Source organism: Phreatobacter sp. (assembly GCF_027532945.1).
Taxonomy (GTDB): Bacteria; Pseudomonadota; Alphaproteobacteria; order Rhizobiales; family Phreatobacteraceae; genus Phreatobacter.
Genome location: NZ_JAPZTZ010000029.1, coordinates 1 through 19668 on the forward strand (window position 1 = coordinate 1; position 19668 = coordinate 19668).

Below are 19668 nucleotides of genomic sequence, written 5' to 3' on the forward strand. Positions count from 1 at the left end.
CAGGGTCCAGACAATGTCCGCGACGCCGTCGCGCGCCTGGTCGAAGAGCTGCGGCGGCGCGCCGCCCAGCTGCATCGACGGGAAGATGTCGATCTTGATGCGGTTGCCGGAGGCCTCCTGCACCTTGCGCGACCAGGGCAGAAGGAAGCGCTGATGGGCGTTGGAGACCGGCGGCAGGAAGTGGTGCAGGCGCAGCGTCACCTGCGGGGCCTGGCCCCAGGCGACCCGCATCACGGCAGGAGTGGCAACAGCGGCGCCGGCGAGCGTCAGCAGGTTGCGACGCGAAAGAGCATGGCGACGGGGGGACGTCATGGGCATTCCTCCTTGTTTCGACATCAGCGAACCGACCGCCGGACGAGAGCATCCGGCAGGGTCGCCTGTTAATTTCTGGGGACCGCCGCAAGGCGATTCCGTGTCGAGCCTTATCGCTTGGCTCGTTCTGGCAGGGTGAAAGTGGGGTGAGGTGAAAGCCGGGGCCGGTCGGTCTCTTCAACTGGCCGTTTAGTTCACCCACTGAATTCGTGGACAGGCTCCCGAAAAGCTAAGCGCCAATCGCCTCGTTGCAGGGGTTGAACAAGCCTGCAACGATCCAATCGTGCGGAGACGCTACCCTATTGCGCCGTCGCCCAGTATGGGCAACCGTGAGAAAAACTTGGACTAATCTGGCGAGTCGATGAAGCGCAGCGGAAGTTCGGTCTACAGTATTCCGGTTTTCGGGCTCTACGGCCTCGCCGCCGCCAGCGGCGCGGCCGGATATGCCCATATCGAGCCGATCAGCTCCCGGGCACCGGCCAATGACTGGCATATTTCGACGCACCGGCACTCGGAACTGGCCCAATGCATCCTGCTCACTGCCGGCGGGGGTGATCTCTTCATCGAGGGACGCACCATCCGCATGGAGCCGCCGTGGATCGTCTGGCTGCCGGTGGGCGTCGTCCATGGCTTCCGGTTCATCCCCGGGACGGAGGGACTGGTCCTGACCGTGTCCCATGATGTGGTCGACGCGGCCACGAGTGCCGTCCCGGACAGTGGTCGCCTAGCCTATGTCGCATCCGAGCCGCGTTACACGGCCCTGTCTGCGGCCGGCGAGATCGGCATCGATGTCGCCGGAGTCATGACGGCGCTCGAACGCGAGCAGATGTTGCCTCGCACGGGAAGCGACACTGTCATCGTATCGACGATCAGTCTGCTCCTGGTGGCCATGCTGCGCCTGAAAACGCTCGACACGCTCGACAGTCATCTGGGCGTGGTGCAGGCCTCAGAATTTCGTCGCTTCAGGAAGGTCGTGGAGACGCGGTTCCGCGAACAGCCCACAGTCGGCGAGATGGCGAGCGAATTGGGCATAACCCCCGATCGTCTTCATTCGATCACGACCAAGGCCGTCGGCAAGGGACCCCTTGCCATCCAGCACGAGCGCATCATCCTCGAATGCAAGCGGGAACTGATCTACACGCTGAAGCCAGTTTCCCAGATCGCCTTTGATTGTGGCTTCGATGACGTCGCCTATTTCAGCCGGTTCTTCAGTCGGCACACCGGCACGTCGCCCCGCCAGTTCCGTGACCAGCATTCGACGTACGGGACGAGCCGCCACAGATCGGCTGCCGACGCCTGAGTCTCCTTCACCTCGCTCCGCGAAGCGCGGGCCTTGATGCCGGGGTTAAGCCATTTCCCATGCGTGCTGCGGCCGCGACACGCTTAAGGCGGAGGTCCACACCAATGGCCATCGCGCAGGCCTGGCCTCGCGGTGAACAAGCTCGAAGCTATCTCCCAGCCGCCGGCTGGGGCATCGCAGTGAGAACCGGACGTTCCGACGTCCGCTAGGGGCTCAATAGCGGACGCCTAGCCGGCTCGATCTCACGCCCCCAATTCGCTGGAGTTTGCTTGAAGCGAGCGGAGGGGTCGGTCCAGGAGCTGTGAGCCGAAAGTCAGGACGGGAGGCCGTTAGGGCAAGCGTTGGGGTAAGTCGCAAAAAACGCGATTTTTCCCAGCAATATCAGCGGCACTTGGCGGTCCCGAAGGGATTCGAACCCCTGACCTTCGGTTTAGGAAACCGCTGCTCTATCCTGCTGAGCTACGGGACCGGCGCGCTCTCTATCTCATGGCCAGTGGCCGGCGGGCAAGCACCGCCCGGCCGTTCAGCCGCCGAAGAGCGAGGCCCGCTTCGGCTTCGCACCCACATCCGGGCCCGGATCATCCGGCGGCCTGCCGATTGGGAACACCGTCTCGGTCGGCACGATACGCGGCTTCGGCGCGGAGACCAGCGTCTGTGCCGGCATCGGCTCGGCCTCGGCAGGCGGCGTCGCAGTGGTGGGAGCCGGCGCGGCGACGGGTTCGGGGGCTGGCGCAGGCATCGCCTCCGGCGCGGCCGGGATCGCCTCGATGGTCTTTGCCTCGATAGGTTTTGCTTCGACGGTCTTGGCGTCGGTAACAGGCGCCTCGATCATCACCGCCGGCTGCTCGCTCTCGTGATGGTCCGCGAGGACGTCGTCGACCTGCAGCACAGGGCCGCCGATCTCCGCCACCGGCACCTTCCACTCGAAAGAATCGAGGCGTCCGGAGACGAGCGAGGCGGGGAACCAGATGTCCGAGGCCTGGCCGTCGGCGGTCCAGACGGGATCGCGGGCGGCGCGCAGCGCGCGGGCCATCCATTCGCGGGCGCGTCCATGGTCGCCGCCGTCCTTGGCGGAGAGCTCGGCCATGAGCAGGCAGGCGCGCTGCGTCGGTCGGTCGGCGACGAGCGGTTCCAGCGCCTTGCGGGCGCGCGCGAACTCGCCGGCGTCGATGGCGGCGCGGGCGACGGCCATGGTGCCCTCGGGATGCGAGGGCACGAGGCGGGCGAGGTGCTCGACGCGCTTCATCTCGTCGAGGCGGGAATCGCCGCGGCGGGCATGGGCATAGACCTCGGCGATGTCGGGATGCGGCATTGCCTTCCAGGAGGCCTCCAGGACGCGCGAGGCCTTGCGGGCATCGCCATCGGCGGCGAGCAGGCGGCCGGCGACGACGGCCGCGGGCACCAGGGTCGGGGCGAGGCCATGGGCCTCGAGGGCGAGGGCCCGGGCAGTGGCGGGATCGTGGTCCTCGGCGGCCATGGCCTTGGCGGTGAGGAGAACGGCGCGCAGGCGCTTGGCCTTGTCGCGGTCGATGGTGCGGGCGGCATATTGGCGCTCGATGCTGGTCAGCGCGCCGTCCCAGTCGCCGGCCAGCGTCTGGCTCTCCAGAACGGCCTGGCTCGCCCAGGCAGCCGAGGGCGCGTCCTTCACGGCCTCTTCGGCGAGGGCCCGGGCCGCCGTCTGGTCGCCGCGGCGCTGGGCCTCGACATAGAGGCCGCGCAGGCCGAGGAGCCGCGTCTCCTGGCCCTCCACCATGGCACGGAAGGCCTGTTCGGCGCCGCCGCGATCGCCCGAGAGCTGCGCCGTCTGGGCCTTCAGGAGCAGGGTTAGCGGCTGGCCGGGGGCGAACTTTGCTGCGTCCTGGGCATGGCGCTCAGCGGCGCGGCGGTCACCGGCGCCAACGGCGAGGATGCCGCGCGTCACCGCTTCGCTGCCCTTGCGGGCGCGGCGGCGGCGCATGGCGCGGCGGGCCATGGCTGGGCTGGTGAGCAGCCACTTGGCGATGCCGATCACCGCCATGGCGACGGCGGCGGCGGCGGCGAGGGCGACGATGCCGGTGAGCACCTCGAACTCGATCTGGCGGCCAAGCCAGACGATGGAGACGGTGCCGGGCTGGTCGGCGACCCAGGCGGCGCCGAAGGCGAGGAGGCCCAGGAGGACGAGGAAGAGGACGACGCGAACCATGATGCTCTCCTCAGCCCCCGCCCATGGCGGTGGCGGCCTCGGCCGACAGGCGGCGCAGCGTGGTGTCCGCGCCGAGCCGCGCCCGCGCCTCGGCGGCGAAGGCGGTGGCGGAAGTCTTCACCCGTTCCGGCAGCTTGTCGAGGTCGGCGAGTGCCCCTGCGAGGTCGGAACGGCGGAGCTTGGCCTCGATGCGGGCGACGACGGTGGGCACATCGTCGCCGGCCGCCTCGCCCACGGGGCGGACGCGGACCAGGCTCTGGGCGCTCTGGGTCAGCCGGTCGAGGAGGGAGCCATCCGATGTGGCGGGTCCAGCGGCCTTGAGCAGGTCAGGCGCCAGCGCGGTGAAGCGCTGGGTGAGGGCGGCGATGGTCGGCAGCCCGCGCTCGGCCTGCGGTTCGAGAGCCGAGACGGCATCCGCTGGCAGTCCGAGGCTGGCTGCGGCGCGCAGCTCGGCCGCATAGGACTGGCCGCGTTCGACGGCGGCGCGCAGGGCGCCGAGGCTGACGACGAGGGCGGCGCGGCGGCCGGAATCGCCGGCCTGGCCGCGGGCGGTTTCGAGCCCGGCGATCTTGGGGGCGAGTTCGGCGAGGGCGCTGCGGGCCGTGCGGATGTCGCCCTCCAGCGCGGCAATGCGCCGCTCGGCTGCCTCGCGCGCGGCGGTCACCGCAGCGGCGATCCGCCCGTCGATATCGGCGGGGCTGACGGAGGGTGCGGGCGCCGTCTCGGCCGGGCGGGCTGCAAGCCGTGTCACCTCTGCCTTCAGGCCATCGATCTCGGCGCGCAGCGGCGCCAGATCCACCGGGGCAGCCGATGAGGTGCTGGCAGGCGCCGTGCCAGCCGTTGCCGATGCGGGTCGCTGCTCCAGTGCGGCGAGCCGGGTCTCGAGGGCCGCACGGGCGGCGTCGAGGGCCTCGATGCGGCGGGCGAGGGGGGTCAGGTCCGGCGCCGGTGCCGTGGCGGGCGCCGGACGGCTGGCCATCTGCCGCAGCTGGGTTTCGAGATCGCCGATCCGCGCGTCGCGCGCCGCGCCGTCGCTGGACGCCGTCGGCAGAAGGCCGGTCGAAAGGGCGCCGATGCCGAGCCCGCCGGTCAGCAATGCACCGACCACGCCGGCGGCGACGAGACGGCCGAAACCGCCGGAGGCTGGTTCAGGCTCCGCGCGATGCGGTGCGGGAGGTGGCGGCTCGGCCGGGACGGGAGCTGCGGCCGGGTCGATCCCGGCGGGTTCCTGCGGCGTCACGACGGCGTCGGGCGTTGGGGGCCTGTCGTGGGCCAAAGCCGCGTCATCCGCTTTCGGCTCGGCAGATGGGTTTTCGCCCGGGATGGCGGCCACCGGCTCGGCGGCGGGCGCGTCCGGGGCCTGAGACTCACCGGAAGGCGCTTCCGTCGCTGCAGAATCTGCGGCCGGCGGCGGCGTCACGTCCGCAGCCTCCAGCGTAATGATCGGGGCCTTGCCACGGCGCTTGGGCTTCGGATCGTCGCCCGGGCGATCGTCATGGGCCATGAGTTGTCTCCGGCTTGCCCCCACAGGCTTCCGGTTTAGCGCGCGGGCGATCCCCCCGGCAACCCGGCCGCGTCAAAGAGCGCAGTCAGGAGGGCCGCCTCGTCGGGCCGCGCGGCGAGGATAACGCGCGGCGGCGACAAAGGGTTCAGCGCCTCGGCAACGGCCTGCGACAGGCAGGCCTGAAGCGGGGCGCGGGCCGCCGCGGTCGTGGAGGCCTCGGCCATGGCGAGGGCCGCATAGGTCGCCGCCGCGCGGGGCGAATAGTGCAGCACTGCGTCGATCGGACCCTTCAGGAGCGCGTCGCGCGCCGCCGCCGGCCACACCGGCACGGCGACCATGCGGTAGAGGGTCGCGGTGTGCACGGCGACGTCGTGCCGGGCGAGCGCTGCGGCGAGATCGCCGGCCCGGTCCTCGCCACCGGCATGAAGGAAGGTCGCGCCCGTGCCGGCCGTCGCCGCGATGAGCGTTGCCAGATCGTCCACGTCCCCCGCGGCGGAGGTGACACGGCGAAAGCCATGGTCCCTGAGAGCTGCCGCCGTTCGGTCCCCTACAGCATAGGCCGGCCGGTCGCGCAGAGCTGCGACAAGGGACGCGGGGAGGAATCGCGGCGTGCGCGGGCTGGTGACGACGAGGCCGGCGAGATCGCGCGTGTCGATTTCTGCCGCGACGGCTTCTGCCGTGAAGAGCGGCGCAACGAGGGCCTCCGCGCCCCGTGCCGCCAGCGCCGCCGCGGTGCGGGCGGCCTCCGGCTCGGCGCGGGTGACGAGCACGCGCATCAGGCGTGCCCGAAGAATCCGGGTCCGCCACGGGCCTTCAGTTCGGCGCCGGCATCGCGGCCGAGCGCTTCGGCCTCGGTCACCGTACCTGCGCGGCTGGCGACATGGCTCTCGCTGCCGTCGGGCCTGAGAATCTCGCCGGTGAAAGCAATGGCGCCGCCCTCAATGCGGGCAAGCCCGGCGATCGGGGTGCGGCACGAACCATCCAGCACGGCGAGGAAGGCCCGCTCGGCGGCGAGCGCGATGGCGGTGGCGCGGTGGTCGAGCGGGGCGAGAAGGTCGCGCGTACGGGTGTCGGCGAGGCGCGTCTCGACGCCGATGGCGCCCTGGCCGACGGCAGGGAGGAAGCGTTCGGCGGCAATCACCTCGGTCACTTCGCCGGAAATCCCGAGCCGGTTCAGGCCGGCCATGGCGAGCATGGTGCCGGCGACCTCGCCGGCATTCAGCTTGGCCATCCGGGTCTGGACGTTGCCGCGGAAGGTGACGACGTCGAGGTCGGGCCGCTCACGGCGGATCTGCGCCTGGCGGCGGAGCGATGAGGAGCCCACCACCGCGCCCCTCGGCAGGTCGGCGAGGGTCGGCGAGGCGCGGCCGATGAAGCCGTCACGCACATCCTCGCGCTCGAGGAAACAGACGAGGCCGAGCCCGTCCGGCAGGACGGTCGGCATGTCCTTGGAGGAATGGACCGCGAGGTCGATGCGGCCGTCCAGCAACTGCTCCTCGATCTCCTTGGTGAAGAGGCCCTTGCCGCCGGCTTCCGAGAGCGGCCGGTCGAGGATGGCATCGCCGCTGGTCTTGATGATCTCGACGGCGATCTCATCCTCCCTGACACCATGGGCTGCGGCGAGAAGGCGCCGGACGAGATGCGCCTGGGCGAGGGCGAGAGCCGAGCCGCGGGTGCCGATGCGGAGGAAGGGCGATTGCGCCATGGGAAGGTCCGGTGATAGGCGGGGCTCACGATCATAGCGACGGATCGGCGGACAGGAAGTCCCGCCGTCCGGCGGGGGAAGGGAGCCCGTGAGGCCCATGCTGGTCCTCGGTATCGAGACCACCTGCGACGAGACGGCTGCGGCAGTGGTCCGGGTCGGGCCAGACGGCCGGGGCACGATCCTGTCCAATGTCGTGCGCACGCAGATCGAGGACCATGCGCCCTATGGCGGCGTGGTGCCGGAGATCGCCGCGCGCGCGCATGTCGAGGTCGTTGATCGGGTGGTGGCGGAGGCCCTGCGCCAGGCCGGTACGGCGGCGGGCGATCTCGATGCGGTGGCGGCTGCGGGCGGGCCGGGCCTCGTCGGCGGCGTGCTCGTCGGCCTCACCACCGCCAAGGCCATGGCGCTGGTGCTCGGCAAGCCGCTGGTGGCGGTCAATCACCTCGAGGCCCATGCGCTGACCGCGCGTCTCACGGATGGCGTCGCCTTTCCCTTCCTGCTGCTGCTCGTCTCCGGCGGCCACACCCAGCTTCTCGCGGTCAGCGGCGTCGGCGCCTATGCCAAGCTCGGCACGACCATCGACGATGCCATCGGCGAGGCCTTTGACAAGGTGGCGAAGCTCCTTGGCCTGCCCTATCCCGGCGGGCCTGAGGTGGAGCGTCGCGCGGTGGGCGGTGATGCCAGGCGTTTCGCCTTCCCAAGGCCGCTGCACGGCCGCCCCGAGCCGGATTTCTCACTGTCGGGCCTCAAGACCGCCGTGCGCATTGCTGCCGATGGTCTGCGCGATCCGTCCGGTGCCCTCACCGAGACGGACATCGCCGACATCTGCGCCTCCTTCCAGGCGGCGGTGGCGGATATGGTGGCGGATCGCTGCCGCGTCGCCATCCGCCTGTTCCGCGAGCGCCATGGCGAGCCCACGGCGCTGGTGGTGGCCGGCGGGGTCGGCGCCAACCAGACCCTGCGCGCGGTGCTTCACAAGACCGCGGAGGCGGCGGGCTTGCCGCTGGTCGTGCCACCACCGAAATTGTGCACGGATAACGGCGCGATGATCGCCTGGGCCGGGGCGGAGCGCCTCGGTCTTGGCCTCACCGATCCGCTGGACGTGGCGCCGCGGGCGCGCTGGCCGCTGGATGCGGCGGCGGCGACCATCGGCTCCGGCCGGCTCGGGGCCAAGGCATGAGGGGGGCGTGAGGCAGATGGCAGGTGCGGGCGTGGCAAAAGTCGGTGTGCTGGGCGCTGGTGCCTTCGGCACGGCGCTCGCCAATGTGGCGGCGCGGGCGGGCGCGGCCGTTACCCTCTGGGCCCGCGATGCCGCCCTCGTTGCCGAGGTGAATGGCCGTCGCAGCAATGCAAAGCGGCTTCCCGGCGCCATCCTGCATGAGCGTGTCACGGCCACAACCGACCTTGCGGCGGCGGTTGCGGCCGATCTTGTCCTCGTCGTGGTGCCGGCGCAGGCGCTGAGGGCCGTGGCGACGGCCGCCGCGCCGCTGCTGAGGCCCGGCACCCCACTCGTCATCTGTGCCAAGGGCATCGAGCGCGGAACGGGGCGCTTTCTCTCGGAGGTCATCGCCGAGGTCGCGCCCGCGGCGGTTGCGGCCGTGCTCTCCGGACCGAGCTTCGCCGCCGATATCGACAAGGCCCTGCCGACGGCGGTGACGGTCGCGGCGGCCGACGATGCGGTGGCGCAGCGCGTCGCGCGAATCCTCGGCTCGCCGACCTTTCGCCTCTACCACACCACCGATCTGCGCGGCGTCGAGATTGGCGGCGCGACCAAGAACGTGCTCGCCATTGCCGCTGGCATCGTCGCTGGCCGCAAGCTCGGCGCCAGCGCCACGGCCGCCATTACCGCGCGGGGCTTCGCCGAACTCAGCCGCTTCGGCGCCCATTTCGGCGCCAAGCCGCAGACACTGATGGGCCTCTCCGGCCTCGGCGACCTGATCTTGTCCTGCTCGAGCCTGCAGTCCCGCAACTTCGCCCTCGGCCACGCGCTCGGCGAGGGCAAGGGCCTCGACCTGCTCTCGGGCAAGGGAGCGCTTGCCGAAGGCGCGCTGACGGCCGAGATATTGGTTGAAAAGGCGAAGGCAGCCGGCGTCGACATGCCGATCGCCGAGGCCGTGGATGCGGTGCTGGGCGGCATGATCGATGTCGACCAGGCCATCGTGCAGCTGATGGCCCGGCCGCAGAAGGCCGAGTGACGAATTTCCCTTTCAACCCCGCGCAGCGCGGAAAGGACGGCGATGACCAATTTCTTCGAGAAACTGGCCCGGGGCGTCGAGGCAGCGACCAAGGCCATGGGCGCCGATCTCGTGGCCGAGACCCATCCCTTCGACCTCACCCATTCCGTGGTGTTTCCGGTCGCCAAGCTGATGAAGCGGCGCACCGGGGGCGAGCCCATCGTGGTGATCGAGCTCTCGGACGGCAAGACGACCATGACGCTGGCGGAGTTCGACCGCTTCGTCACCGAGCTCGACGCCTTCCGCAAGCTCATCCCGTCGGTCTCCACCGGCCCGAAGATCGAGGGCCAGTGATGGCGCACTGGCTCTACAAGTCCGAGCCCTTCAAGTGGTCCTGGGACCAGCAGGTGAAGGCGGCGGCGAAGGGGACGCATTGGGACGGCGTGCGCAACCACGCCGCCAAGCTGAACCTGATGCGCATGAAGACCGGCGAGCGCGGCTTCTTCTACCATTCCAACGAGGGCAAGGAGATCGTCGGCATCGTCGAGGTGATCCGCGAGGCCTATCCGGACCCGACCGCCGAGGCGGGTGAGCCCTGGGTGGTCGTCGATCTCAAGGCCGTGACGCCGCTCAAATACCCGGTGAGCCTCGAGGCGGTGAAGCACGAGCCGAGCCTTGCCAATATGGCGCTGCTCAAGCTGTCGCGGCTCTCGGTCCAGCCGGTGACGGATGAGGAATGGGCCATTGTCTGCCGGATGGGCGGCATCGATCCGTGAGCCTCACGGGCTTTCGACCGGTCCTGCGCTGAGCGCCGGACCGGCTTCCCGCCGCGGCGCTTCGCAAGCAGCGCGGTCGGGGTTACAGTTTTTCCCGAAATGCCATTTCGCAAGGACCCTTCGATGGCCGCTCCTTCCGCCCCGCGCGGGCCGCTCGCCGGCATCCGCATTCTCGACCTGACCTCGGTGATCCTCGGCCCCTACGCCACCATGCTGCTCGGCGACATGGGCGCCGACATCATCAAGGTGGAGAGCCCGGGCGAGGGCGGCGGCGACATCATGCGCTGGCCGGGCGCCTGGCCGGAACAGGCCGGGCCGGGCATGGGCCCGCTCTTCATGATGTACAACAAGAACAAGAAATCCGTGGCCCTCGACCTCAAGCGCCCCGAGGACCAGGAGGCCTGCATCGCGCTGGCCCGCACCTGCGATGTCGTCTGCTCCAACATGCGGATGGACACGGCCGCCCGCCTGAAGATGGACTATGACAGCCTGAAGGCCCGGCTGCCGAACCTCATCTACATCCACGCCGCCGGCTTCGGCGCCGAGGGCCCCTATGCCGGCCGGCCGGCCTATGACGACCTGATCCAGGGCGTCTCGGGCGGCGCCGACATCCTGCCCCGGGTCGATGGTAATCCGGCGCCGCGCTACCTGCCGACGCTGGCCGCCGACAAGACCGTCGGCCTGTTCATGGTCCAGGCGGTGCTGGCGGCTTTGTTCCACAAGCAGCGGACCGGCGAGGGCCAGTTCGTCGAGGTGCCGATGTTCGAGTGCTACACGCACTACGTCATGCACGAGAACCTCTACGGCCACGTCTATGACCCGGCGCCGCCCGGCACGGATTTCGGCTATGCGCGCATCCACAATCCCGACCGCCGGCCCTACAAGTCGAAGGACGGCTGGATCGGCATCCTGCCCTATACGGACCGTAACTGGACCGACTTCTTCGTGCTGGCGGGCCGGCCGGAGCTCAATAGCGACCCGAAATTCTCGACCTACCGGGCTCGGATGGTGAACATCAAGGAGCTCTATTCCATGATGGACGCCATGGTCTCCACCCGCACCAATGACGACTGGGCGAAGGTGCTGACCGAGAAGGCCATCCCCTTCGCGCCGATCAACCGCTTCGGCGACCTGATGGAAGACCCGCACCTGAAGGCGGTCGGCTTCTTCCGCAAGCATGCCCACCCCGATGGCTATACCTGGGTGGACATGAAGCACCCCGTGAACTTCGCGGCGAGCCCGGCCTCGACGCGCCTTGCCCCGCCGAAGCTCGGCCAGGACACGGAAGAGGTGCTGCGCGAGGCCGGAGTCGAGCTGCCGAAGGCGGCGGAGTGAGCGAGGCGCTCCAGCCGGCATCGCCCGGACTGGACGCGCATCACGCAGGCGCTAACTGTTCAGTCCATGCAACGGCTGCTCAAATTCGGCCATTCGATGGGGGCGATCGGCCTCATGGGGGCGCTTGCCTGCCTCCTGGTGCTCGACCATCTGGCGCCGCCGCCCACGGACCTGAAGAGCTTCGCGCTGATCCGCGGCGCCATGGCCGAGATCACCCGCTGGGTGATGCTGCCCTCGCTGATCCTCACCCTGATCCCCGGCCTTCTCGCCATCGGGGTCACCCCGGCCTTCCACAATGCCGGTTGGGTTTGGGCCAAGGCGGCCTCGGGCATCCTCGTCTTCGCCGGCGGGCTTCACGCCATCGGGCCCTTGCAGGACCTGGGGACGCAGAGCGCCGAGGCCCTGGCCGGCCGCATCGACGTGGCGACGCTTTCTGCCGGCATCGCGCCGAATGAGGCGATGACCATGTGGATCCTGCTGGCGGTCTCGACCGCCAATGTCGTGCTGGCGATCTGGCGCGGGCGGATCCTGCGCTAGGCGAGCGCGCGATAGACTTCCGCCTCGAATTCCCGGAACAGCCTGATTGCTCTGGGGTCGAAGAAGGGCACGATCTGGGTGATGAAGACGCCGGCAAGGCCGCTTCGCGGATCGATCCAGTAGAAGGTGTTGGCGAAGCCCGCCCAGGAAAGCGATCCCGCCGGGCGGCCCTCGTCGGTCGGCTCGCGGTTCTGCTGGAAGCCGAGGGTCCAGCCGGTCGGCCGGCCGCGGAAGAAATCGGCGCTGCGCGGGCCCATGGGCGACATCAGGCCGAGCGCGGGAACCGTCAGCTGCGGGATCTGGTCGGTCATCAACCCGGTGATGCTGTCAGGCCCCAGCACCTTCGCGCCGCCCAGCGTGCCACCGGAGAGGATCATGCGCAGAAAGGCGATGTAGTCGCCTGCCGTCGAATAGAGACCGCCGCCGCCGGAGGCGAATTCCGGCTCCTGCACCACCACCATGTCGCTCGGCACATAGGCGCCGTCCTCGGTGACGCCGTGGACGGTGGCGCGCCGCGCCATCTGGGCCTCGCCGAGGCAGAACATCGTGTCGGCCATGCCGAGCGGGCCGGTGATGCGCTCGCGGAAGACGGTCTCGAGCGGCTTATCCGTGAGGATCTCGACGATCCGGCCGGCCCAGTCGGTGGAGATGCCGTAGATGAAGGCCTCGCCCGGCTCGCCGATGAGCGGGGCGTTCAGGGCGGCGAGGCGGCCCGTATTGGTGGCGGGCAGGCCGGTCGCCTTCATGTATTTGCGGATGGCCGAGGAGGCGAAGTCGTAGGAATAGCCGGCCGTGTGGGTGAGGAGGTGCCGCACCGTCACGGCCTTGGCCGGCGGACGGGTGAGCGGCCGGCCCTCGGCGTCGAAATCATGCAGCAGCGCGGCCTCGCCGATGGCGGGGGCGTAGGTCGCGGCCGGCGCGTCGAGGTCGACGCGGCCCTCCTCGACAAGCTGCAGCAGGGCGACGGTGGTGAGCGCCTTGGTCATGGAGGCGATCCAGGCGACGCTGTCCGGCGTCATGGGATCGGCCCCGCCGAGACGCCGGAGGCCGAAGCCGCCCTCGTAGAGAAGCCCGTCGCGGTTGGCGACGGCGGCGACCACGCCGGGCACCTCGCCGGCATCGGCGGCGCGGGCGAGCAGCGTGTCGAGGGCTCTTGTCATGCCGACATCCTTTGCGTCTGGTGCCGCGACCATCCGCGCCGCGCGCCCCGTGCGTCAATTCGTCCGAAGCGCCAAGGCGCGAAGGGGCGGGCGAGCGACCAAAGTGTGAGACGGCTGCCCTTGAGCGCATAACGGGCGCCGACGTATGGTCGCGCCGGATTTCGCGAGGCTGCCGGCCCTAACAGGCGGCCCGCATCAGGAAACGCCGCCGTCCCGGCTTCGCCCTGGCGGCCGCCCAAGGAGAGGGGACCCGCATGTCCGACAAGCTCTATCCCGTCAGCGGCGACTGGGCCGCCCGCGCCTATGTGGATGACGCCAAGTACAAGGCCATGTACGAGGCCTCCGTCGCCTCGCCCGAGGCCTTCTGGGCCGAGCACGGCAAGCGCATCGACTGGATGAAGCCCTTCACCAAGGTGAAGAACACCTCCTATGCGCCGGACAATGTCTCGATCAAATGGTTCGAGGACGGCACCACCAACGTCTCCTACAACTGCGTCGACCGGCACCTCGCCAAGCGCGGCGACCAGGTGGCGATCATATGGGAGGGCGACGACCCCAAGGACGACGCCAAGATCACCTACCGCCAGCTCCACGCCCATGTGATGAAATGGGCCAACGTGCTGAAGAGCCAGGGCGTCAAGAAGGGCGACCGGGTCACGATCTACCTGCCGATGATCCCCGAAGCCGCCTATGCGATGCTCGCCTGCACCCGCATCGGCGCCATCCATTCCATCGTCTTCGGCGGCTTCTCGCCCGACAGCCTCGCCGGCCGCATCGAGGATGCCGGCACCTCCGTGGTCATCACGGCGGATGAGGGCCTGCGCGGTGGCCGCAAGGTGCCGCTGAAGGTCAATGTCGACGCCGCCGTGGAGAAGGCTCCGGGCGTGGTGAAGAGCGTCATCGTGGTGAAGCGCACGGGATCGCCGATCGCCATGGCAGCCGGGCGTGACCACTACTATGCCGATCTCGCCGCCACGGTGCCGGATGAGTGCCCGCCGGAGGAGATGAACGCCGAGGATCCGCTGTTCATCCTCTACACCTCCGGCTCGACGGGCAAGCCGAAGGGCGTGCTGCACACCACCGGCGGCTATCTCGTCTATGCCTCGATGACCCACCAGTATGTCTTCGACTACAAGGATGGCGACATCTACTGGTGCACGGCCGATGTCGGCTGGGTGACCGGCCACAGCTACATCGTCTATGGCCCGCTCGCCAACGGCGCGACGACGCTGATGTTCGAGGGCATCCCGACCTATCCCTCCATCTCCCGCTTCTGGGACGTGGTGGACAAGCACCAGGTCAACACCTTCTACACCGCGCCCACCGCCATCCGCTCGCTGATGGGCGCCGGCGAAGAGCCGGTGAAGAAGACCTCGCGCTCATCGCTCCGCCTGCTCGGCTCGGTCGGCGAGCCGATCAATCCGGAAGCCTGGGAGTGGTATCATCGCGTCGTCGGCGATGGTCGCTGCCCCATTGTCGACACCTGGTGGCAGACCGAGACCGGCGGCATCCTGATCACCCCGCTGCCGGGCGCGACGGCGCTGAAGCCGGGCTCGGCGACGCGGCCCTTCTTCGGCGTGAAGCCGGAGGTGGTGGATGCCGAGGGCAAGGTGCTGAGCGGTGCCTGCGAGGGCAATCTGGTGATCTCCGATTCCTGGCCGGGCCAGATGCGCACGGTGTTCGGTGACCACGAGCGCTTCGTGCAGACCTATTTCTCCACCTATGCCGGCAAGTATTTCACCGGCGACGGCTGCCGCCGCGATGCCGACGGCTATTACTGGATCACCGGCCGCGTCGACGACGTCATCAACGTCTCCGGCCACCGCATGGGCACGGCGGAGGTCGAATCCGCCCTGGTCGCCCATCCGAAAGTGTCCGAGGCCGCGGTGGTCGGCTATCCCCACGACATCAAGGGCCAGGGCATCTACGCCTATGTCACCCTGATGGCCGGCGAGGAGCCGACGGAAGAGCTGCGCAAGGAGCTCGTTGCCTGGGTGCGCAAGGAGATCGGCCCGATCGCCTCGCCCGACCTCATCCAGTTCTCGCCCGGCCTGCCCAAGACCCGCTCCGGCAAGATCATGCGCCGTATCCTGCGCAAGATCGCCGAGAACGAGTTCGGTTCGCTCGGCGACACCTCGACCCTCGCCGATCCGGCGGTCGTCGACGACCTCATCAACAACCGCCAGAACCGCAAGGGTGCGTGATGGGATAAGCGGGGCGCATCGACCGATCGTCCCGCTGTTCTTGCGGCCCCTCACCGGGGTCGTCGCCCTTGCCTGCGCGGTCGCAATGGCAAGGCCGGCGGCGGCCTGCGCTCCCGAGGGACTCCAGCCCGTTGCCGGCCTCGCTGCCCAGGGGCCGCTTCTTGTCGGCGCCGCCGACGGCCGCCGTTTCCGCCTTGCAGTGCTGGTGGGTGAGGCGCCCGTGCCCGCCGGTCGCATCATCCGCATCGCGCCGCTCGGGCCCGCCGACCGCCACGATCGGGTGCCGGTGCTGGCCCTTGGCCCCGATGGTCCTGTGGAGGCGGAGATCCTGCGCCAGGGCCTCGCGCGGCTCTCCCTCGCCCATCGCATTGCCCGCGATTGCTGGGTCCTGCTGGAGCGCGCCGAGGGTGAGGCTATTGCGGCGCAGCGTGGCATCTGGGCCACGCCGCGGTCACTTCTTGATACAAATGATGACGCAGCGCTCGCCGCCAGCGAGGGGCGATTCATCATTGCAACCAGCCGTGTTCGCTCCGTCAGGACCGTCAATCGCATCACTTACGTCAATTTCGGGCCCCCCGGCGCGGGGGCGCTGACGGTCACCATCCGCGAGGCGGACATGGGGGCCTTTCGCGCCGCCGGGCTTGAACCTGCCGCATTCCGCGGGCACATGCTGCGGGTGCGCGGGGTTGTGACGATCCGGCGTGGTCCCTTCATCGCGGCGGCGGTGCCGGAGGCCTTGACCATCGCGGAGGCGCCCGGCGGAGGCGCAAGGTAGCGTCGGGACCGTGGCTCGGTTCGTGGCAGCAGCATCCTTGTTCGGTCGGTCGCGCGGATCGGCCGCGATGGCGCTCGCCCTGCTGCTATCCGCCTGCGCCACAGCACCCGACACCACGCCGCTGCCCGAGCCGGTGCCGACCGAGACGCGCCTGCCGCCGCTCACCTCGCGCGACCATGGCCGGATCCTCGCGGCTTTCGGTGGCGAATACAGCGCACCGGGCATCGATCGGCTGGCCGATGAGGTGCTCGACCGCCTCGCCGCGGCCTCCGACAAGCCGGACCTGCGCTACCGGCTCACGGTGCTCAATTCGTCGACGGTCAACGCCTTCGCGCTGCCATCCGGCCACCTCTACATCACTCGCGGCATGCTGGCGCTCATCAACGACATGAGCGAGTTTGCCGCCGTGCTCGGCCACGAGATGGCCCATGTCTCGGCCCGCCACGCCAATCAGCGCGAGGACCAGGTGCGCACCAGCGAGCTCGTCGCGGTGATGCGGGCGCGGCTCCTCAACGATATGGCCGGCGCCGAGGCACGTCGCGAGGCGGCGCGCGTGTCGCTGGCGAACTTCTCCCGCGCCCAGGAGCTCGAGGCCGACACGATCGGCGTCGCGCTGATCGCCAAGGCCGGCTTCGACCCCTATGGCGCCTCGCGCTTCCTGCAGACCATGGACCGCAACGCCGAGCTTCGGGGGCAGGCCCAGGCCAATAGCGGTTCGCCGGACTTCCTGTCGTCGCATCCCTCGACGCCGGAGCGCATTCGCCAGGCGGTGCTGGCGGCGCGCCAGCACCTCGCTCCCGAGGGTCGGCCACGCGATCGCGAACGCTACCTGCGCGCCATCGACGGCATCACCTTCGGCGAGGATCCGCGCCAGGGCGTGGTGCGCGGCCGCAGCTTCCTGCATCCGCGGCTCGGCTTCACGGTGACGGCCCCGGAGGGCTTCACGCTCGAGAACAGCCGCCAGGCGGTGACCGGCCTCGGCCCCAACGACATGGCCATCCGCCTCGACGTGGTGCGCGTCCCGGCGAGTCAGGCGCTCACCGATTATCTGAAATCCGGCTGGATCGACGGACTGTCCACCGAGACGGTCGAGGCGGTCACCATCAATGGCTTCCAGGCGGCAACCGCCGTCGCCCGCGGCAGCGACTGGTCGTTCCGCATTTTCGTGGTGCGTTTCGGCAGCGAGGTCTATCGCATCATCTATGCGGCGCGGGACCTCAATGCCGAGGTCGACGGTGGCTTCCGCGCCTCGATGGAGACGTTCCGGCGGCTGACCAGTGCCGAAGCGGCGGTGAAGCCGCTGCGCATCCGCACCCCGCGTGCCGGCGAGGGCGACACGGTCCTGACCTTCGCCCGCAAGATGCAGGTGCCGGACCGGGCCGACGAGCGCTTCCGCGTGCTGAATGGCCTTGCCGACGGCGAGCAGCCGCGCGGCGGCGAGCTCGTCAAGATCATTGCTGAGTAGAACTACCATACAAGCCGCTTGCATCGGCGGCGATCCTGGCCTTTGCTCCTCGCCCCGAGGAAACACCGACAAGGCCATCCCATGACTGCTTCATCCTTCGACCTTACCGGCCGCCGCGCTCTCATCACCGGCTCCGGATCGGGCATCGGCCTTGCCTATGCCGAGGGACTTGCCGCGGCGGGCGCGGAGATCGTCCTCAACGGCCGTGACAAGGCGAAGCTCTCGGCCGCGGAGGCCGGCCTGCGCGCCAAAGGATACAAGGTGTCCTCGCGCGCCTTCGACGTGACCGACCCGGATGCGGTGACCGCCGGCGTCGACGCCATCGAGAAGGAGATCGGTCCGATCCAGATCCTCGTGAACAATGCCGGCATGACGATCCGCCAGCCGCTGGAGGATTTCCCCGTCGATGCCTGGCGCCGGGTCATGGCGACCAATATCGACAGCGTCTTCTATGTCTCTAAGGCGGTGGCCAAGCACATGCTGCCGCGCGGCTACGGCAAGATCATCAACACCTGCTCTGTGATGAGCGAGCTCGGCCGGCCCTCCATCGCGCCCTACACCGCCTCCAAGGGGGCGGTGAAGATGATGACGCGGCAGATGGCGGTGGAATGGGGCCGCCGTGGCATCCGCTCCAACGGCATCGCCCCCGGCTATTTCAAGACGGAACTGACCGATGCGCTGGTGAAGGACGAGAAGTTCTCGTCCTGGCTGGAGGCCCGCACCCCGCTGGGGCGCTGGGGCGATGTGTCGGAGCTGAAGGGCGCCTGCGTGTTCCTGGCGGCGCCGGCCTCCGACTTCGTGACCGGCCACGTGCTCTTCGTCGATGGCGGCCTCACCGCCTCGGTCTGAGCGTCAGCGGATCACCATCACCGCATCGCGGGACAGCCGGGGCAGGATCCTGGCGAAATCCGCGATGCGGATGGCGACGCAGCCCGCTGTCGGCGTGAAGCCATCGCGCGCGCCGTGCCAGAAGATGGCACTGCCGCGGTGGCGGCGCACCGGGTGGTCGTTCCAGCCGAGCTCGACGATGACGTCGTAGAGATGGTCGGCGCGGGTGAGGCGCTCCTCGGCCGGGCCCGGCGGGCGACGGATGAGGCGGTTGTAGCGGCGGTCGCCTGAATCGTCGCACCAGGCGTCCTCCGGCCGTATGGCGCGAATTGGCCGGCGGGTCTGTGGGCGCACCAGCCGGTCGGCGCGGAAGAACACCCGCCTCAGCGGCAGGACGGCGCGCGGCGTCGCCCCGTCGCCCTCACGCTTCACCGTGCGGATGCCGCTGCGACCGAGGGCGCAGGGGAAGGCGGCGAGGCCCACATGGACCATGCCGCGGCTCCTGCGACCGGGCAGCGCATGGACAAAAATCCGTGTGATTCGGGGTTTCGCCATGAAAATGTCATCCATATCTCTACGACGCGTTAGGAACCGATGTGTAACGCCGTCGGCCACCATACCGTAGTGCCTTCCACGTCCCTTCCCCGGCCGCCTCCCCCACCGGTGCCGCCTCTCCCCCATCAGGTGATTTGATGAGCCAAGTCCGCAAGATCCTGCTTTGCGACGACGACGTCGACATGCGCGATGCCCTCGCCGAGCAGCTGGCCCTGCACGAGGAATTCGCCACCGAGGCTGTCGATTCCGCCGCCAAGGCCATCCAGGCGGTGAAGGGCGACCATTACGACCTCCTCATCATGGATGTCGGCCTTCCCGACATGGACGGTCGCGAGGCGGTGAAGCTGATGCGCAAGGGCGGGTTCAAGAGCCCGATCCTGATGCTGACCGGCCACGACACCGATTCGGACACGATCCTCGGCCTCGAGGCCGGTGCCAACGACTATGTCGTGAAGCCCTTCCGCTTCGCGGTGCTGCTCGCCCGCGTGCGCGCCCAGCTGCGCCAGCACGAGGCGAGCGAGGACGCGGTCTTCCAGATCGGCGCCTATTCCTTCCGGCCCTCGTCGAAGCTGCTGGTCACCGAGAAGAACAGCAAGATCCGCCTCACCGAGAAGGAGACGGCGATCCTGCGCTACCTCTATCGCCAGGGCGTCAAGCCCGTGTCGCGCGAGGTGCTGCTCTCTGAGGTCTGGGGCTACAATTCCGGCGTGACCACGCATACGCTGGAGACGCACATCTACCGGCTCCGGCAGAAGATCGAGAAGGATCCGAGCAATGCCACCCTTCTCGTGACCGAGGGCGGGGGCTACAAGCTGGTCCCCTAGGATCGTTACCGCTTTCCAAAGGAATGCAGGTA

Annotated in this window: 18 protein-coding genes, 1 tRNA gene and 1 pseudogene; 12 read left to right on the forward strand and 8 right to left on the reverse strand. The window is 69.2% G+C overall.

The features are described 5' to 3' along the window. Nucleotides 1–312, reverse strand: a pseudogene (locus O9344_RS18195) (C4-dicarboxylate ABC transporter substrate-binding protein); the annotation flags it as partial. A 361-nt stretch (nt 313–673) separates the two neighbouring features. Here O9344_RS18195 and O9344_RS18200 point away from each other — a divergent pair. After that, nucleotides 674–1612, forward strand: a complete 939-nt coding sequence (locus O9344_RS18200; RefSeq protein ID WP_298480734.1) for a helix-turn-helix domain-containing protein — start codon at nt 674–676, stop codon at nt 1610–1612. Nucleotides 1613–2004: 392 nt separating this feature from the next. On the opposite strand, the gene O9344_RS18205 is transcribed toward O9344_RS18200, so the two are convergent. The 5 genes from O9344_RS18205 to hemC form a co-directional block, all read right to left on the reverse strand. Next, a tRNA-Arg gene (locus O9344_RS18205) sits at nt 2005–2081 on the reverse strand. 54 nt (nt 2082–2135) lie between these two features. Further along, the gene (locus O9344_RS18210; RefSeq protein ID WP_298480736.1) at nt 2136–3794 is read right to left on the reverse strand and encodes a heme biosynthesis HemY N-terminal domain-containing protein; all 1659 of its coding nucleotides are present in this window, start codon (nt 3792–3794) and stop codon (nt 2136–2138) included. A gap of 10 nt (nt 3795–3804) precedes the next feature. Next, nucleotides 3805–5298, reverse strand: a complete 1494-nt coding sequence (locus O9344_RS18215) for a mitofilin family membrane protein (RefSeq protein ID WP_298480738.1) — start codon at nt 5296–5298, stop codon at nt 3805–3807. A gap of 35 nt (nt 5299–5333) precedes the next feature. After that, nucleotides 5334–6074, reverse strand: a complete 741-nt coding sequence (locus O9344_RS18220; protein ID WP_298480740.1) for a uroporphyrinogen-III synthase — start codon at nt 6072–6074, stop codon at nt 5334–5336. After that, a complete protein-coding gene (hemC, locus tag O9344_RS18225) occupies nt 6074–7003 on the reverse strand; it encodes a hydroxymethylbilane synthase (protein ID WP_298480742.1) in 930 nt (309 codons plus the stop codon). The genes O9344_RS18220 and hemC overlap by 1 nt, the downstream gene beginning before the upstream one ends. A gap of 97 nt (nt 7004–7100) precedes the next feature. On the opposite strand from hemC, the gene tsaD reads away from it, so the two are divergent. The 6 genes from tsaD to O9344_RS18255 all read left to right on the forward strand — a co-directional run bounded on the left by tsaD (nt 7101) and on the right by O9344_RS18255 (nt 11825). Beyond that, the gene (gene tsaD, locus O9344_RS18230) at nt 7101–8183 is read left to right on the forward strand and encodes a tRNA (adenosine(37)-N6)-threonylcarbamoyltransferase complex transferase subunit TsaD (RefSeq protein ID WP_298480744.1); all 1083 of its coding nucleotides are present in this window, start codon (nt 7101–7103) and stop codon (nt 8181–8183) included. A 16-nt stretch (nt 8184–8199) separates the two neighbouring features. Further along, nucleotides 8200–9198, forward strand: coding sequence for an NAD(P)H-dependent glycerol-3-phosphate dehydrogenase (locus O9344_RS18235; RefSeq protein WP_298480958.1), 999 nt, complete (start codon nt 8200–8202; stop codon nt 9196–9198). A 42-nt stretch (nt 9199–9240) separates the two neighbouring features. Then, nucleotides 9241–9531: a hypothetical protein gene (locus O9344_RS18240; protein WP_108176241.1), complete on the forward strand. Its 291-nt coding sequence runs from the start codon at nt 9241–9243 to the stop codon at nt 9529–9531. Then, a complete protein-coding gene (locus O9344_RS18245; protein ID WP_298480747.1) occupies nt 9531–9953 on the forward strand; it encodes an EVE domain-containing protein in 423 nt (140 codons plus the stop codon). Before O9344_RS18240 ends, O9344_RS18245 begins: the two co-directional genes overlap by 1 nt. A 123-nt stretch (nt 9954–10076) precedes the next feature. Next, nucleotides 10077–11288: a CoA transferase gene (locus O9344_RS18250; RefSeq protein ID WP_298480749.1), complete on the forward strand. Its 1212-nt coding sequence runs from the start codon at nt 10077–10079 to the stop codon at nt 11286–11288. A gap of 66 nt (nt 11289–11354) precedes the next feature. Then, a complete protein-coding gene (locus tag O9344_RS18255; RefSeq protein ID WP_298480751.1) occupies nt 11355–11825 on the forward strand; it encodes a hypothetical protein in 471 nt (156 codons plus the stop codon). Here O9344_RS18255 and O9344_RS18260 read toward each other — a convergent pair. Next, complete coding sequence (locus O9344_RS18260; RefSeq protein ID WP_298480753.1) at nt 11822–12985, reverse strand: serine hydrolase domain-containing protein; 1164 nt, start codon at nt 12983–12985, stop codon at nt 11822–11824. The two genes, O9344_RS18255 and O9344_RS18260, sit on opposite strands and share 4 nt — an antisense overlap. Nucleotides 12986–13239: 254 nt before the next feature. Between O9344_RS18260 and acs the strand changes: the two genes are divergently transcribed. The 4 genes from acs (at nt 13240) to O9344_RS18280 (ending at nt 18278) form a co-directional block, all read left to right on the forward strand. Further along, nucleotides 13240–15189 (forward strand): acetate--CoA ligase, encoded by a 1950-nt coding sequence (gene acs, locus O9344_RS18265; protein WP_298480755.1) that lies wholly within the window; start codon nt 13240–13242, stop codon nt 15187–15189. A 40-nt stretch (nt 15190–15229) separates the two neighbouring features. Continuing rightward, the gene (locus tag O9344_RS18270) at nt 15230–15964 is read left to right on the forward strand and encodes a hypothetical protein (protein ID WP_298480757.1); all 735 of its coding nucleotides are present in this window, start codon (nt 15230–15232) and stop codon (nt 15962–15964) included. A 67-nt stretch (nt 15965–16031) separates the two neighbouring features. Then, the gene (locus O9344_RS18275) at nt 16032–17429 is read left to right on the forward strand and encodes a M48 family metalloprotease (protein ID WP_298480759.1); all 1398 of its coding nucleotides are present in this window, start codon (nt 16032–16034) and stop codon (nt 17427–17429) included. An 81-nt stretch (nt 17430–17510) separates the two neighbouring features. Beyond that, nucleotides 17511–18278, forward strand: coding sequence for an SDR family oxidoreductase (locus tag O9344_RS18280; RefSeq protein WP_298480762.1), 768 nt, complete (start codon nt 17511–17513; stop codon nt 18276–18278). Between the two features lie 3 nt (nt 18279–18281). On the opposite strand, the gene O9344_RS18285 is transcribed toward O9344_RS18280, so the two are convergent. Continuing rightward, nucleotides 18282–18749 (reverse strand): L,D-transpeptidase family protein, encoded by a 468-nt coding sequence (locus tag O9344_RS18285; RefSeq protein WP_298480764.1) that lies wholly within the window; start codon nt 18747–18749, stop codon nt 18282–18284. 200 nt (nt 18750–18949) lie between these two features. Here O9344_RS18285 and O9344_RS18290 point away from each other — a divergent pair, with 200 nt between their 5' ends. Continuing rightward, on the forward strand, nt 18950–19636 hold the full coding sequence (locus O9344_RS18290) for a response regulator transcription factor (RefSeq protein WP_108176223.1): 687 nt from the start codon (nt 18950–18952) through the stop codon (nt 19634–19636). Nucleotides 19637–19668 lie beyond the last annotated feature (32 nt).